This window comes from Spiribacter aquaticus, from assembly GCF_007625215.1.
GTDB lineage: Bacteria > Pseudomonadota > Gammaproteobacteria > Nitrococcales > Nitrococcaceae > Spiribacter > Spiribacter roseus.
The window spans coordinates 36,451-52,790 of record NZ_VMKP01000003.1 but is presented as its reverse complement, the minus strand read 5'-3'; the positions used below and the strand labels follow the sequence as shown (position 1 = coordinate 52,790).

At 64.3% G+C, this 16,340-nt stretch carries 12 protein-coding genes and 1 tRNA gene; all 13 read right to left on the bottom strand.

Features of this window, described 5'->3' with window-relative positions; genetic code table 11:
• Nucleotides 1–14: 14 nt before the first annotated feature.
• Nucleotides 15–2,108, bottom strand: a complete 2,094-nt coding sequence (fusA, locus tag FPL11_RS06640) for an elongation factor G (RefSeq protein ID WP_144347959.1) — start codon at nt 2,106–2,108, stop codon at nt 15–17.
• 22 nt (nt 2,109–2,130) lie between these two features.
• Entirely contained in the window at nt 2,131–2,601 is a 471-nt protein-coding gene (gene rpsG, locus FPL11_RS06635; protein WP_069134447.1) for a 30S ribosomal protein S7, read from the bottom strand.
• Between the two features lie 14 nt (nt 2,602–2,615).
• A complete protein-coding gene (gene rpsL / locus FPL11_RS06630) occupies nt 2,616–2,990 on the bottom strand; it encodes a 30S ribosomal protein S12 (protein WP_023367946.1) in 375 nt (124 codons plus the stop codon).
• Nucleotides 2,991–3,101: 111 nt separating this feature from the next.
• Nucleotides 3,102–7,352, bottom strand: a complete 4,251-nt coding sequence (gene rpoC / locus FPL11_RS06625) for a DNA-directed RNA polymerase subunit beta' (protein ID WP_144347958.1) — start codon at nt 7,350–7,352, stop codon at nt 3,102–3,104.
• A 13-nt stretch (nt 7,353–7,365) separates the two neighbouring features.
• Nucleotides 7,366–11,433 (bottom strand): DNA-directed RNA polymerase subunit beta, encoded by a 4,068-nt coding sequence (gene rpoB / locus FPL11_RS06620; protein ID WP_144347957.1) that lies wholly within the window; start codon nt 11,431–11,433, stop codon nt 7,366–7,368.
• A 202-nt stretch (nt 11,434–11,635) separates the two neighbouring features.
• Nucleotides 11,636–12,013 carry a 50S ribosomal protein L7/L12 gene (gene rplL / locus FPL11_RS06615; protein WP_144347956.1) on the bottom strand — a complete coding sequence of 126 codons (378 nt, stop codon included), beginning with the start codon at nt 12,011–12,013 and terminating at the stop codon, nt 11,636–11,638.
• Nucleotides 12,014–12,076: 63 nt separating this feature from the next.
• Nucleotides 12,077–12,598 (bottom strand): 50S ribosomal protein L10, encoded by a 522-nt coding sequence (gene rplJ / locus FPL11_RS06610; RefSeq protein WP_144347955.1) that lies wholly within the window; start codon nt 12,596–12,598, stop codon nt 12,077–12,079.
• Nucleotides 12,599–12,821: 223 nt separating this feature from the next.
• Nucleotides 12,822–13,514: a 50S ribosomal protein L1 gene (gene rplA / locus FPL11_RS06605; RefSeq protein ID WP_144347954.1), complete on the bottom strand. Its 693-nt coding sequence runs from the start codon at nt 13,512–13,514 to the stop codon at nt 12,822–12,824.
• Between the two features lie 4 nt (nt 13,515–13,518).
• Nucleotides 13,519–13,950, bottom strand: coding sequence for a 50S ribosomal protein L11 (gene rplK, locus FPL11_RS06600; protein WP_023367958.1), 432 nt, complete (start codon nt 13,948–13,950; stop codon nt 13,519–13,521).
• A 72-nt stretch (nt 13,951–14,022) separates the two neighbouring features.
• On the bottom strand, nt 14,023–14,556 hold the full coding sequence (gene nusG, locus FPL11_RS06595; protein ID WP_069134440.1) for a transcription termination/antitermination protein NusG: 534 nt from the start codon (nt 14,554–14,556) through the stop codon (nt 14,023–14,025).
• 6 nt (nt 14,557–14,562) lie between these two features.
• Complete coding sequence (secE, locus tag FPL11_RS06590; RefSeq protein ID WP_069134439.1) at nt 14,563–14,940, bottom strand: preprotein translocase subunit SecE; 378 nt, start codon at nt 14,938–14,940, stop codon at nt 14,563–14,565.
• 33 nt (nt 14,941–14,973) lie between these two features.
• Nucleotides 14,974–15,049 (bottom strand) — tRNA-Trp (locus tag FPL11_RS06585).
• A 97-nt stretch (nt 15,050–15,146) separates the two neighbouring features.
• Complete coding sequence (gene tuf, locus FPL11_RS06580; protein ID WP_144347953.1) at nt 15,147–16,337, bottom strand: elongation factor Tu; 1,191 nt, start codon at nt 16,335–16,337, stop codon at nt 15,147–15,149.
• Nucleotides 16,338–16,340 lie beyond the last annotated feature (3 nt).

Genomic DNA, 16,340 nt, shown 5'->3' with positions numbered 1-16,340 from the left:
ACCGAACAGGGTGTTCAGCCGGCCTTTTTAATCACTTCTTCCGCGATGCTGTTGGGCGCCTCGGCATAGCCGTCGAACTCCATGGAGTAGGCAGCCCGGCCCTGCGTCGCCGAACGGAGATCGGTAGCATACCCGAACATCTCCTTGAGCGGCACCGCCGCGCGGATGATCTTACCGCCCGGACCGTCTTCCATGCCCTGGAGCGTGCCCCGACGCCGGGTCACATCGCCCATGACATCGCCCATGAAGTCCTCCGGCGTCGTCACCTCGACCTTCATCATGGGCTCGAGCAGCACCGGGTTGCCCTTCATGAACCCATCCTTGAACGCCATCGAGCCGGCGATCTTGAACGCCATCTCCGAGGAGTCGACATCGTGGTAGGAGCCGTCGAAGAGCTCGACCTCGAGGTCGACGACCGGGAAGCCGGCGAGCACGCCGTTTTCCATCTGCTCCTGAATGCCCCGATCCACCGAAGGAATGTACTCCTTGGGCACGACACCGCCGACGATCTTGTTACGGAAGTCGTAACCTTCGCCGCGCTCGCGGGGGCGCATCCGGATCCAGACATGGCCGTACTGACCGCGCCCGCCCGACTGCCGGACGAACTTGCCCTCGACTTCCACCGGCTCGCGGATCGCCTCGCGGTAGGCCACCTGCGGTTCACCGACCTTGGCCTCGACCTTGAACTCGCGCTTGAGCCGATCGACGATGATCTCGAGATGCAGCTCGCCCATGCCGGAAATGATGGTCTGGCCCGACTCGTCGTCGGTGCGCACCTGGAAGGACGGGTCCTCCTGGGCGAGCTTACCCAGGGCAATGCCCATCTTCTCCTGGTCACTCTTGGTCTTGGGCTCGACCGCCACGGAGATCACCGGATCCGGGAACTCCATGCGCTCCAGGGTCACGCGGTTGCTGTTATCGCAGATCGTCTCACCGGTGGTGATGTCCTTGAGACCGATGGCCGCGGCGATGTCGCCGGCCCGGACTTCGCTGATCTCCTTACGCTCCTTGGAGTGCATCTGAACAATGCGCCCGAGCCGTTCCTTCTTGCCCTTGACCGGGTTGTAGACCGTGTCACCGGTCTTGACCACACCCGAGTAAACGCGGAAGAACGTCAGCGTACCGACGTAAGGGTCGGTCGCGATCTTGAACGCCAGGGCGGCGAAGGGCTCGTCGTCGTCGGACTTGCGGATGACCGTGCTGCCATCCTCGAGCTCGCCCTCGATATCCGGGACCTCGCTCGGTGACGGCATGTACTCGACCACGGCATCGAGCATGGCCTGGACGCCCTTGTTCTTGAACGCCGAGCCACAGAGCACCGGCACCACCTCGTTGGCGATGGTCTGTACGCGAAGGCCGTGATTGATTTCGTCCACCGTCAGCTCTTCGCCGCCGATGTACTTGTCCATCATGTCCTCGCTGGCTTCAGCGGCGGCCTCGACCAGCGCCTCGCGATAGCGGGCGGCGTCCTCGGCGTACTCCGCCGGGATGTCGACCTCTTCGTAGGTCGTGCCCATGTCCTGCTCATTCCAGTAGATCGCCTTCTGGCGGATCAGGTCGATCACACCGGCGAAGGAATCCTCGGCACCGATGGGCAGCTGGACCGGTACCGCGTTGCAGCCCAGACGCTGCTTGAGCATGTCGACGCAGCGGAAAAAGTCCGAGCCCATCTTGTCCATCTTGTTGACGAACACCATGCGCGGGACGCCGTAGCGGTTCGCCTGCCGCCAGACGGTCTCGGTCTGCGGCTCGACACCGGCGTTGGCGTCGAGCACACAGACGGCGCCATCGAGCACCCGCAGGGAGCGCTCCACCTCGATGGTGAAGTCCACGTGCCCGGGCGTGTCGATGATGTTGATGCGGGTCTCGGGGTACTGCTGGTCCATGCCCCGCCAGAACGTGGTGGTGGCCGCAGAAGTAATGGTGATGCCACGCTCCTGCTCCTGGTCCATCCAGTCCATGACCGCAGCGCCGTCATGCACCTCGCCCATCTTATGGGAGATGCCCGTGTAGAAGAGGATACGCTCGGTGACTGTCGTCTTGCCGGCGTCGATGTGCGCCATGATGCCAATATTGCGATAGCGCTCGATCGGTGTCTTGCGTGCCAAAACCTGTTACCCCTGAACCTTATTACCAGCGGAAATGCGAGAAGGCCTTGTTGGCCTCCGCCATACGATGGGTATCTTCCCGCTTTTTCACCGCACTGCCACGACCCTCGGCCGCTTCCAGCAGCTCGTTGCCGAGGCGATGCCCCATCGTGGCCTCACTGCGCTTGCGCGCGGCCTCGATCACCCAGCGCATGCCGAGCGTGTTGCGCCGCTGCGGGCGCACCTCCACCGGCACCTGATAGGTGGCACCGCCGACGCGGCGCGACTTCACCTCGACCACCGGCCGAACCTTGTCGAGCGCCGTCTCCAGCACTTCCATCGGCTCGCCGCTGTGCTTTTCGGCGATCCGGTCGAGCGCGGTGTAGACGATCTTCTCGGCCACCGCCCGCTTGCCGTCGCGCATGATCATGTTCACGAAACGCGTGAGCATCTCGCTGTCATACTTCGGGTCCGCGAGGACCTTGCGCTTCGGGACTTCTCTTCTTCTCGGCATGATTGTCTACCCGCTTATCCTTTTGGCCGCTTGGCGCCGTACTTCGAGCGTCCCTGGCGGCGCTTGCTGACACCGGCGGTGTCCAGCGAGCCGCGGACGACGTGATACCGCACACCGGGAAGGTCCTTGACACGGCCGCCGCGAATCAGCGCGACCGAATGTTCCTGGAGGTTGTGCCCCTCACCGCCGATATAGCTGGCGACCTCGTAGCCGTTGGTCAGCCGCACGCGCGCGACTTTCCGCAGCGCCGAGTTCGGCTTCTTCGGGGTGGTGGTGTAGACGCGGGCGCACACACCTCGACGCTGAGGACAGGCCTCGAGCGCGGGCACGTTGCTCTTCTCGTGCCGGCGCTTGCGAGGCTTGCGCACCAGCTGATTGATCGTGGCCATAGAGTTCTGACTCCCGTCCTTCAACGAACGCCGGAGTGGAAGGCCCAACTCCGGCGAAAGCCGTTAAGTGTAGGATCGGGCTTCATGGGTGTCAACCAGAAGCCCGGTCCGCTAGTTTTCCGACAGATCCGGTGCATCGGTGGTCGCAGCGCCCCCGCCGAGGCCGAACTGCGGCGCCATCGGAATCATCGGCGCCGGCGTCTCGCGACGCTGCCGCTGGCGTTCCTGATGGTACGCATAGCCCGTCCCGGCGGGGATCAGACGCCCGACGATCACATTCTCCTTGAGACCGCGCAGGTCGTCCCGCGCCCCGCGGGTGGCCGCATCGGTGAGCACCCGGGTGGTCTCCTGGAACGACGCCGCCGAGATGAACGAATCGGTGGCCAGCGACGCCTTGGTGATCCCCAGCAGCTGGGGCTCCCAGATGGCCGGCTCGCGACCCTGCTCAACGAGCTGCTCGTTTTCTTCCTCGACGCGTCCCCAGTCGGCCTGCTCGCCGCGCAGATAACGCGTATCCCCGGGGTTGCGGATCTCGACCTTGCGCAGCATCTGGCGACTGATCACCTCGATGTGCTTGTCGTTGATCTTCACGCCCTGCAGGCGATAGACGTCCTGGATTTCCTTGACCATGTACGCCGCCAGCTCGGCGACACCCAGCAGACGCAGGATGTCGTGGGGGTTGGGCTCGCCATCGGCGATCACCTCGCCCTTTTCGACGAACTCGCCCTCGAACACGGTGACGTTACGGTGCTTGGGGATCAGCTCCTCGTACTCTTCGCCATCCGGCGTGGTCAGCACCAGGCGCTGCTTGCCCTTGGTGTCCTTGCCAAAGCTCACGGTGCCCGAGGTCTCGGCAAGAATCGCCGGTTCCTTGGGCTTGCGCGCCTCGAACAGGTCCGCCACCCGCGGCAGGCCGCCGGTGATGTCACGCGTCTTGGACGACTCCTGCGGAATACGGGCGATCACGTCACCCACATCCACCTCGGCATTGTCCTCGACGCTGACGATGGCGCCGGCCGGCAGGGCGTAATGCGCCGGGATCTCGGTGCCGGCCAGGTTCAGGTCATTGCCCGCCTCGTCGACCAGCTTGACCACCGGACGCAGGTCCTTGTAAGCCACCTTGTCCCCGGTGCTGCTGCGCACATGCTCGCCGGTGCCGCGACTCTTGGGATCGGTCACCACCAGACTGCTGAGGCCGGTGACCTCGTCGGTCTCGCGGTTCACCGTGACACCCTCGACGAAGTCGTAGAACTTCAGACGGCCCTTCACCTCGGTGATGATCGGGTGGGTATGCGGATCCCAGTTGGCCACGATCTGACCGGCCTCGACCGCCTCCTGCTCGGCGACGGCGATGGTCGCACCATACGGCACCTTGTAGCGCTCACGCTCGCGGCCGGCCTCATCCATGACCGTTATCTCGCCCGAGCGGGACACGGCCACCAGGTTGCCGGACTGATGCGCCACGGTCTTGAGGTTGTGGAGGCGCACCGTGCCCGCGGACTTGACCTGCACATTGCTGATGGCCGCGGCCCGGGAGGCGGCGCCACCGATATGGAAGGTCCGCATCGTCAGCTGGGTGCCCGGTTCGCCGATGGACTGCGCCGCGATGACGCCCACCGACTCACCCACGTTCACCTTATGGCCACGCGCCAGGTCCCGGCCGTAGCAGGCCGAGCAGACGCCATGACGGGTCTCGCAGGTGATCGGCGAGCGCACCCAGATCTCGTCCACGCCTTCGCTCTCGACCGCCTCGATCTGGCGCTCGTCCAGCAGGGTGCCCTGCTCAACCAGGACCTTGCCGGTGCCCGGCTGCACGACGTCCTGGGCCACGACGCGGCCCAGCACGCGCTCACCCAGGGCCTCGACCACGTCACCGCCTTCGATGAGCGGCGTCATGCGCAGGCCGCGGTGAGTGCCGCAATCCTGCGAGGTGACCACCAGATCCTGCGACACGTCCACCAGCCGGCGGGTGAGATAGCCGGAGTTGGCCGTCTTCAGCGCCGTATCCGCGAGGCCCTTACGGGCGCCGTGGGTGGAGATGAAGTACTGCAGAACGTTCAGCCCCTCACGGAAGTTCGCCGTGATCGGCGTCTCGATGATCGAGCCATCGGGCTTGGCCATCAGGCCGCGCATGCCGGCAAGCTGGCGGATCTGCGCCGGCGAGCCACGCGCGCCCGAGTCGGCCATCATGAAGATCGAGTTGGTCGACTTCTGCACCAGCTCGTTGCCTTCGCTGTCGGTGACCGTCTCCTTGCCGAGCTTTTCCATCATCGCGGTGGCCACTTCCTCGTTGGTCCGCGACCAGATGTCGACCACCTTGTTATAGCGCTCGCCATTGGTGACGAGACCCGAGGCGTACTGATCCTCGATGTCCTTCACCTCGACCTCGGCATCGGTCAGGATCTGCTCCTTCTCGCCCGGGATGACCATGTCTTCCATGCCGATGGACACCGCCGCACGGGTGGACATCCGAAAGCCCAGATACATGATCTGGTCGGCGAAGATGACCGTCGCCTTCAGACCCAGCCGCCGATAGCACTGGTCGATCATCTCCGAGATGGCCTTCTTGGTCATGTCGCGGTCGACAAGATCGAACGGCAGGCCCTCGGGAACGATGTTGTAGATCAGCGCCCGGCCAACGGTGGTCTCCACCCGCCGGGTGGACTCGCTGCGCTGGCCCTCGTCGTCGACCACGACCTCGTGGAAGCGCACCGTGACCCGCGCCTGAAGGCCGACGCGCCCGCTTTCGTAGGCGCGATGGACCTCGTCGAGGTCGGCGAAGGTCATGCCCTCGCCCTGCTGGCGCTGGAGCACCAGCGACATGTAATACAGCCCCAGCACGATGTCCTGCGAGGCGCCGATGATCGGCTCGCCGGAGGCCGGCGCCAGGACGTTGTTGGTGGCCATCATCAGGGCCCGGGCCTCGAGCTGTGCCTCGAGCGCCAGCGGCACGTGGACCGCCATCTGGTCGCCGTCGAAGTCGGCGTTGAACGCCGGGCACACCAGCGGGTGCAGCTGCACCGCCTTGCCCTCGACCAGCACCGGCTCAAAGGCCTGGATGCCGAGACGATGCAGGGTCGGCGCCCGGTTGAGCATCACCGGATGCTCGCGGATGACCTCTTCGAGGATGTCCCAGACTTCGGCGGTCTCGCGCTCGACCATCTTTTTGGCCGCCTTGATGGTGGTGGCCAGGCCCAGCCGCTGCAGGCGCGAGAAGATGAACGGCTTGAACAGCTCCAGCGCCATGCGCTTGGGCAGGCCGCACTGATGCAGCCGCAGGGTGGGGCCGACCACGATCACCGATCGGCCGGAGTAGTCCACGCGCTTGCCCAGCAGGTTCTGCCGGAAACGGCCCTGCTTGCCCTTGATCATGTCCGCCAGCGACTTCAGCGGCCGCTTGTTGGTGCCGGTGATGGCCCGGCCACGGCGGCCGTTGTCGAGCAGTGCATCCACCGACTCCTGGAGCATGCGCTTTTCGTTGCGCACGATGATGTCCGGCGCGGACAGATCCAGCAGCCGCCGCAGGCGATTGTTGCGGTTGATCACCCGGCGATACAGATCGTTGAGATCCGAGGTCGCGAAGCGACCGCCATCCAGCGGCACCAACGGCCGCAGGTCCGGCGGCAGCACCGGCAGGACGGTCATGATCATCCACTCCGGCCGATTCCCCGACTCGAGGAACGACTCGACCAGCTTGAGCCGCTTGGACAGCCGCTTGATCTTGGTCTCGGAGTTGGTGGCATCCATCTGCTCACGGAGGGTTTCGGTCTCCTCGCGCAGATCGAGGTTCTTGAGCAGATGGCCGACGGCCTCGGCGCCCATGCGGGCGTCGAACTCGTCACCGTACTGCTCCATGGCGTCCAGATACTGCTCGTCGCTCAGCAGCTGGCCCTTCTTGAGCGGGGTCATATTGGGCTCGATGACCACGAACGCCTCGAAGTAGAGGATGCGCTCGATGTCACGCAGGGTCATGTCCAGCAACAGGCCGATGCGCGAGGGCAGCGACTTCAGGAACCAGATGTGCGCGGCCGGACTGGCCAGGTCGATATGCCCCATGCGCTCACGGCGCACCTTGGCCAGGGTGACCTCGACGCCGCACTTCTCGCAGACCACGCCGCGATGCTTGAGGCGCTTGTACTTGCCGCACAGGCACTCATAGTCCTTGACGGGGCCGAAGATCTTCGCGCAGAAGAGCCCATCCCGCTCCGGCTTGAATGTCCGGTAGTTGATGGTTTCGGGCTTTTTCACCTCGCCAAACGACCATGACCGGATTTTCTCCGGCGATGCCAGTCCGATGCGGATGCCATCAAAGTCGTCGAGCTGGGCGCCCGGCTGTTTGAACAGATTCAGTAGGTCTTTCATATCGGCTACCCGTTCAGTCCTGCTCGAGCTCGATATCAATACCGAGGGAGCGAATCTCTTTGACCAGCACATTGAAGGATTCGGGCATGCCCGCCTCCATCTGGTGCTCGCCATCGACGATGTTCTTGTACATTTTGGTCCGGCCGGCGACATCGTCGGACTTGACCGTCAGCATTTCCTGCAGGGTGTAGGCAGCGCCATACGCCTGCAGGGCCCAGACCTCCATCTCGCCGAAGCGCTGGCCACCGAACTGCGCCTTGCCGCCCAGCGGCTGCTGGGTGACCAGGCTGTAGGGCCCGGTGGAGCGCGCGTGCATCTTGTCGTCGACCAGATGGTTCAGCTTGAGGATGTGCATGTAGCCCACGGTCACCGGCCGATCGAATGGATCGCCGCTGCGGCCGTCGTACAGCTGCGCCTGCCCGCTTTCCGGCAGGCCGGCGAGCCGGAGCATGTTCTTGATCTCGCCCTCATTGGCGCCATCGAACACCGGTGTCGCCATCGGCACGCCACCACGGAGGTTTTCGCAGAGCTCGACGATTTCCTCGTCGGTGAACGAGTCGAGGTCCTCGCGCTTGCCGCTGGAGTTATACACCTTCTCGAGAAAGCCGCGCAGTTCGTCGACCTTCCGCCGGGCATCGAGCATCTCCCCGATGCGCCGGCCCAGTCCCTTGGCGGCCCAGCCCAGATGCACCTCGAGCACCTGCCCGATGTTCATCCGCGACGGCACACCGAGCGGTGACAGCACCACGTCGATGGGCTCGCCGTCGGCGGAGAACGGCATGTCCTCCACCGGCACGACGCGGGAAATCACCCCCTTGTTGCCGTGACGGCCGGCCAGCTTGTCACCGGCCTGGATGCGCCGGCGCACGGCCAGATAGACCTTGACCATCTTGAGCACGCCGGGTGCCAGATCGTCACCGGCACCGATCTTTTCCTTTTTCTCCTCAAGCCGTGCATCGAAGGCCTCGCGCTGGGCCTTGAGCTGGGCCTGGACCGCCTCGAGACGCGCCATCGCGCTTTCGTCGCGCAGGCGGATCTCGAACCAGCGGCGCCGGTCGATGCCGTGCAGGTACTCGGCGGTGATCTCGGTGCCCGCCTTGAGCTGCTCGGGCCCGCCGTCAGCCACCTGGCCGATCAGCGACTGTTCAAGCCGCGCGAAGGCGTCATCCTCGAAGATCCGGTACTGATCATCGAGATCCTTGCGCACGTCGGCGAGTGCATCGGCCTCGATGGAAAGGGCCCGGGCATCCTTCTCAACGCCATCACGGGTGAAGACCTGGACGTCGATGACCGTGCCATCCATGCCCGAGGAGACCCGCTGCGAGGTGTCCTTCACATCCGAGGCCTTCTCGCCAAAGATGGCCCGCAGGAGCTTTTCCTCCGGGGTCAGCTGGGTCTCGCCCTTGGGCGTGACCTTGCCGACCAGAATATCGCCCGCCTTGACCTCGGCACCCACGTAGACGATGCCCGACTCATCCAGCTTGGACAGCGCGCTCTCACCCACATTGGGGATATCGGCGGTGATTTCTTCCGAGCCGAGCTTGGTGTCGCGGGCGACGGCCGTCAGCTCCTCGATATGGATCGTGGTGTAGCGGTCCTCCTGGACGACGTTCTCCGAGATCAGGATCGAGTCCTCGAAGTTATAGCCGTTCCAGGGCATGAACGCGACGCGCATGTTCTGGCCCAGCGCCAGCTCGCCCATGTCGGTGGACGGGCCGTCGGCCAGCACATCGCCGCGACCCACCCGGTCGCCGGGGCGCACCAGCGGCTTCTGGTTCTGGCAGGTGCTCTGGTTGGAGCGCGTGTACTTGGTCAGGTTGTAGATGTCGACGCCCGGCTCGCCGGACTGCGCCTCATCATCGTTCACCCGGACCACGACCCGGGCGGCGTCGACCTGATCGACGATACCGCCGCGGTCGGCCACCACGGTGACGCCCGAGTCGACGGCCACGGCCCGCTCCATGCCCGTGCCCACCACGGGCTTTTCGGCCCGCAGGGTCGGCACCGCCTGGCGCTGCATGTTCGAGCCCATCAGCGCGCGGTTGGCGTCATCGTGCTCGAGGAACGGCACCATGGACGCCGCCACCGAGACGATCTGCTTGGGCGAGACGTCCATGTACTGGACCTTGTCCGGCGAGGACATGCCGAACTCGTTCTGGTGCCGGATCGAGATCAGCGAGTCCACCAGATCGCCCTGCTCGTCGATACGGGCGTTGGCCTGGGCGATGATGTAGCGGCTCTCCTCGATGGCGGACAGATAATCCACCTGGTCGGTGACCCGACCATTCTCGACCCGCCGATAGGGGGTCTCGAGAAAGCCATAGCTGTTCAGCCGGGCGTAGCAGGCCAGGGAGCTGATCAGACCGATGTTCGGCCCCTCGGGCGTCTCGATCGGGCAGACCCGGCCATAATGGGTGGGGTGCACGTCACGCACCTCGAAGCCGGCCCGCTCGCGGGTGAGGCCGCCCGGCCCCAGCGCCGAGACCCGGCGCTTATGGGTGACCTCCGAGAGGGGGTTGTTCTGATCCATGAACTGCGAGAGCTGCGAGGAGCCGAAGAACTCCTTGATCGCCGCGGCCACGGGCTTGGCGTTGAGCAGCTCCTGGGGCATCAGCCCCTCGCTTTCCGCCAGACTGAGGCGCTCGCGCACGGCCCGCTCGACCCGCACCAGCCCGATGCGGAAGTTGTTCTCGGCCATCTCGCCGACACAGCGCACCCGGCGGTTGCCGAGGTGGTCGATGTCATCGACGGTGCCCTTGCCGTTGCGGATGTTGATCAGCTCGCGCAGGACCGCAAGGATGTCCTCGTTGTCGAGCACGCCACTGCCTTCGACCTCGTCCCGGCCGACCCGCAGGTTGAACTTCATGCGCCCCACGGCGGAGAGGTCGTAGCGATCCTCGCTGAAGAACAGGTTGGCGAACAGGTTCTCGGCGGCGTCCTTGGTCGGCGGCTCGCCCGGGCGCATCATCCGGTAGATCTCGATGAGCGCCTCAAGCGGCGTCGTGGTCGTGTCGATGTTGAGCGTATTGGAGACGTACGGGCCCTGATCGACGTCGTTGATGAACAGCACCCGGAAGGTCTTGATGCCGTTGTCGCGCAGCGACTGCACCAGCTCTTCAGTCAGCTCGGTGTTGGCCGAGGCCAGCACTTCGCCGGTGGACTTGTCGATGATGTCTTCGCCCAGGATCCGACCCACCAGATAGTCGTCCGGCACCTGAAGCTTTTTCAGCCCGGCCTTATCCATCTGGCGGATATGGCGGGCGGTGATACGCCGGCCCGCCTCGACGATGACATTGCCCTCGCCGTCCTTGATCTCGAAGGTCGCGGTCTCACCGCGCAGCCGCTCCGGCACCAGGTCCAGGTCGGCGCCCTTCTTGCGCAGGTGATAGGTGTTCTTGTCGAAGAACAGATCCAGGATCTGCTGGTTGTCATAGCCCAACGCGCGCAGCAGCACCGTGGCCGGCAGCTTGCGGCGGCGGTCGATGCGCACATAGATCGAGTCCTTGGGATCAAACTCGAAGTCGAGCCAGGAGCCGCGATAGGGAATGACCCGCGCGGTGAACAGCAGCTTGCCCGAGCTGTGCGTCTTGCCCTTGTCATGATCAAAGAACACGCCCGGCGAGCGGTGCAGCTGCTGGACGATCACCCGCTCGGTGCCATTGATGACGAACGTGCCATTGCGGGTCATGAGCGGCATTTCGCCCATGTAGACTTCCTGCTCGCGGATGTCCTTGACCGCGCGGGTGTCCTTGTCATTGATGACGAGGCGCACGAGCACGCGCAGCGGCGCTGCGTAGGTCATGCCGCGGAGCTGGCACTCCTTGACGTCGAAGGTCGGCTCGCCAATGCGATAGTTGACGTACTCGAGCCGGGCACTGCCGGAGTAGCTCTCGATCGGGAACACCGAGTCGAGGGCCGCCTGCAGGCCTTTGTCGTCCCGCTTGTCCGGGTCCTGTTCAAGCTGCAGGAAATCCCGGTAGGATTCGATCTGCGAGGTCAGCAGATAGGGAACATCCAGCACCTTCGGCTGTTTGCCAAAGTCGTTGCGGATGCGCTTTTTTTCAGTAAACGTATAGGCCATCGAGGTTCCTCAACGAGGTCGGGGTCCGCCGTGTGCAAGGCTTCGAGGACTCGCCCAATGCAAGTACTCGCAGACTTGGACACAACGGCCGTCAACGGATTCCGACTACAACAGATTCTTCACAAGCACCAAAGGGCCAACGGCCGGTTCGACCGTCAGCCCCCAATCAACGCCGGTTCTGTGGCGCTGGTTTGATCAAGCCCTACTTGAGCTCGACCGTGGCGCCCGCCTCTTCGAGCTGACCCTTCAGCTCGTCGGCTTCTTCCTTGGTGGCGCCTTCCTTGACCGGCGCCGGGACGCCCTCGACCAGCGTCTTGGCCTCCTTGAGACCCAGACCCGTGGCGCCGCGGACCGCCTTGATGACGCCGACCTTATTCTCGCCGAAGCCCGTCAGGACTACGTCGAACTCGGTCTGCTCTTCGGCGGCTTCACCCTCACCGCCACCGGCGGCGGGTGCTGCAGCGACGGCGGCGGCAGCGGTGACACCAAACTTCTCTTCCATCGCCTCGATGAGCTCGACGACCTCCATGACGGTCATGTTCGAGATGCTCTCGAGGATGTCTTCCTTGGAAACGGCCATTGTGTTTTCTCCTGGCTGATTCGATTGATAATTGCGCGAACGGCAGCGACAGGGCTGTCGATCCTACTGCTTGGCGTCCTTGACCGCGGAGACGGTACGCACCAGCTTGCCGGGCACCTCGTTGAGGGTGGTGGCGAGCTTCTGTACCGGCGCCTGCATGGTCGCCATGAGGCGACTGATCGCCTCGTCGTAGGTGGGCAGTGTGGCCAGCCGGTCGATCTCGGACCCGGGGTATTTCTCCCCGCCGACCGCCAGCATTTTCACTACCAGCTGTTCGTGTTCCTTGGCAAAGCTCTTGAGAACACGGGCGGCTGAGCCGGGATCTTCCTGCGAGAACGCGAGCACCAGCGGACCTTCAAGGTCTTCGCTCATGCACTCGAACTGCGTGCCCTCGACGGCGCGCTTCGCGAGGGTGTTCTTAACCACCCGCACATAAACGCCCGCATCCCGGGCCTGCACACGCAGGCTATCCATATCACCGGCGGACAGACCCCGGTATTCCGCGGCAACCGCGGAATGGGCCTGACCAGCCACCTCAGCGACTTCCTGCACCATCCGCTTTTTCTGTTCCAGACTTACGCCCATTCAAATGCCTCCTGGAACGGCGGTTGGTAATGGCATCCGGACCTTCGGCCCGTCTGCCCCGTAACGGTGAACCCGTGCAGGAAACCTGTCCTGTCCGGCACACCGTCTACCGCTGGCGGTCGTATGACACTTACGCGGCGAACCGCACCCAACGGTCTATGACGGCTGTCTCGATGACAGCCAGCAGCCATTGACACAATGGCCGCGACATCGGGGCCGCCGACTAGGTCAGCGCCCCCAGATCCACCGGCACCCCCGGCCCCATCGTCGTGGAGACCGTGGCCCGTTTGAGATAGACACCCTTCGACGAGGCCGGCTTGATCTTCTGCAGATCATTGATCAGGGCCTGGAGGTTCTGCGCGAGGGCCTCCGGCTCGAAATCGGCCTTGCCGAGGCTGCAATGAATCAGCCCGCCACGGTCGGCGCGGTAGCGCACCTGCCCGGCCTTGGCGTTGCGCACGGCCTCGGCCACATCTGTGGCGACCGTGCCCACGCGCGGATTCGGCATCAGCCCCCGCGGGCCCAGCAGACGGCCCAGCTTACCCACGACGCCCATGGCGTCCGGGCTGGCGATGACCACGTCATAATCCAGCTCGCCGCCCTGCATGCGCTCGGCCAGGTCGTCCATTCCCACGGTGTCGGCACCGGCCGCCTCGGCGGCCTCGGCATTGGCCCCCTGGGCGAACACGGCGACCCGGACGGTCTTGCCGGTACCATTCGGCAGCACCGTTGAGCCGCGCACCATCTGATCACCCTTGCGCGGATCAATCCCCAGATTGACGGCGACGTCGATGGACTCGGTGAACTTCGCGGTGGCGAGCTCCTTGAGCAGGTTGAACGCCTCTTGGGCCGGGTACAGGCGGTCGCGATCGATCTTTTCTTCGAATACGCGCTGGCGCTTGGTCAGTTTTGCCATGGCGTTACACCCCCTCCACGTTCAGGCCCATGCTGCGGGCGGAGCCGGCGATCGTCTTGACCGCCGCTTCCATACCAGCAGCATTCAGATCAGGCCACTTGGTCTGCGCGATCTCCTCGAGCTGCTCACGATTCACCGTGCCCACCTTGGTGGTGTGCGGCGTGCCGCTGCCCGACTTGATGCCCGCGGCCTTTTTGAGGAGGACCGCAGCCGGCGGTGTCTTGGTGACGAACGTAAAGCTGCGGTCGGAGTAAACGGTAATCACCACCGGGGTCGGCAGACCCTGCTCCATGTCCTGGGTCTGCGCGTTAAACGCCTTGCAGAACTCCATGATGTTCAGGCCATGCTGACCCAGCGCCGGCCCCACCGGCGGGCTCGGCTTGGCGGCCCCGGCGGGGACCTGCAGCTTGATGTAGGCTTCGACTTTTCTCGCCATTGATTGAGCTCCTGATGTGGGTGGTAGCGCCGGGGGCTTTCACCCCGGCTCCCCTGACGGCGGACCGCCTGACTAGGTCTTTTCGACCTGACTGAAATCGAGCTCCACCGGGGTGGAGCGACCGAAGATCAGAACCGCTACCCGCAGGCGGCTCTTCTCGTAGTTGACTTCCTCGACCACGCCGTTGAAGTCGTTGAACGGGCCGTCGGTCACGCGCACCACTTCGCCGACTTCGAACAGCACTTTCGGACGCGGCTTATCCACGCCCTCGCGGACGCGATCGAGAATGTTGGCGGCCTCGGCATCCGAGATCGGCGCCGGGCGCCCCCGCGACGGACCGATGAACCCCATCACCCGCGGCACGTTTTTGACCAGATGCCAGGTGTCGTCGCCCATCTCCATCTGCACCAGGACATAGCCCGGGAAGAACTTGCGCTCGCTGCGACGCTGCTGGCCTTCCTTCATCTCGACGACTTCTTCCGCGGGTACCAGCACCTCGCCGAACTCGTCTTCCATGCCGGCCCGCGCGATGTGCTCCTCGAGCGCCTTTTTCACCTGGTTTTCAAACCCGGAATACGCGTGAACGACGTACCAGCGTTTCGCCATGAGTGATCAGCCTCCGGGGCGTACGAGGGCGCCAACGCCCCACATGAAAAACATATCCATCAGCCACAGCAGGACGGCGACGATGAAAACCATGACCAGCACGACCAGCGTCGTCTGAATCGACTCCTGCCGGGTCGGCCACACCACGCGGCGCAGCTCCTGGCGCGCCTCGCGGGCGAAGCTCCAGGCGTTCCGCCCGGGCTGGCTGGTCATTGCAATGGCGATGGCGATGGCTGCCACGACCACCATGCCCACCACGCGAATCAGGTCGGACTGGCCTTCGAGGCCATAGAAACCGACCACACCCGCAAGGAAGGTCGCGGCGGCCAAAGTCAGTTTGGCCTTGTCCGTACCCGTGGTCGTCGTCTGATCGTTTGCGCTCATGGAACCCGCGACGCTGTTGGTGACCGGATTAAATGGCAGGCCAGGAGGGACTCGAACCCCCAACCTACGGTTTTGGAGACCGTTGCTCTGCCAATTGAGCTACTGGCCTATACTCGCGTTTGACCGGCCATCAAACGGCGAACTCGGTAGTGTACGCAAAGCCCCGGGGTTTTGAAACCCCAGGGCCTTGACAACACGCGATCGGTTTACTCGAGGATCTTGGAGACGACGCCGGCACCGACGGTGCGGCCGCCCTCGCGGACCGCGAAGCGCAGACCCTCTTCCATCGCGATCGGCGCGATCAGCGACACGGTCATCTGCACGTTGTCACCCGGCATCACCATCTCCGTGCCCGAGGGCAGGTCACAGGCACCGGTCACATCCGTGGTGCGGAAGTAGAACTGCGGGCGGTAGCCATCGAAGAACGGCGTGTGACGGCCGCCCTCGTCCTTGCCCAGCACATACACCTCGCACTCGAACTTGGTGTGCGGCGTGATCGAGCCGGGCTTGCACAGCACCTGGCCGCGCTCGACATCATCGCGCTTCGTGCCGCGCAGCAGCGCGCCGATGTTATCCCCCGCACGCCCCTCGTCGAGCAGCTTGCGGAACATCTCCACACCCGTGACCACCGTCTTGGTCGTCGGGTTGATGCCCACGATCTCCACATCCGAGCCGGTCTTGATGATGCCGCGCTCCACGCGACCGGTCACCACCGTGCCACGGCCCGAGATCGAGAACACATCCTCGATGGGCATCAGGAACGCACCGTCCACCGCCCGCTCCGGCTCCGGCATGTACTCGTCCATCGCCTGCACCAGCTTGACGATCGCCTGCGAGCCCATCTCCGAGGTATCCCCCTCGAGCGCCTTCAGCGCCGAGCCCGTGATCACCGGCACATCATCGCCCGGGAAGTCGTAGCTCGAGAGCAGCTCACGGACTTCCATCTCAACAAGCTCGAGCAGCTCGGCATCGTCAACCATGTCCGCCTTGTTCAGGAACACCACAATCGACGGCACACCGACCTGGCGCGCCAGCAGAATGTGCTCACGCGTCTGCGGCATCGGACCATCCGCCGCCGAGACCACCAGAATCGCCCCGTCCATCTGCGCGGCACCGGTGATCATGTTCTTCACATAGTCCGCGTGCCCCGGACAGTCCACGTGCGCGTAGTGCCGGTCATGCGTCTCGTACTCCACATGCGCGGTGGCAATCGTAATACCCCGCTCACGCTCTTCCGGCGCATTGTCGATCTGGCTGAAGTCCTGCGCGACCCCACCGTACTCAGCCGCCAGTACCTTCGTCATCGCCGCCGTCAGCGTCGTCTTGCCATGGTCAACATGACCAATCGTGCCAACGTTTACGTGCGGCTTGCTGCGCTCAAATTTCGCCTTGGCCACGGT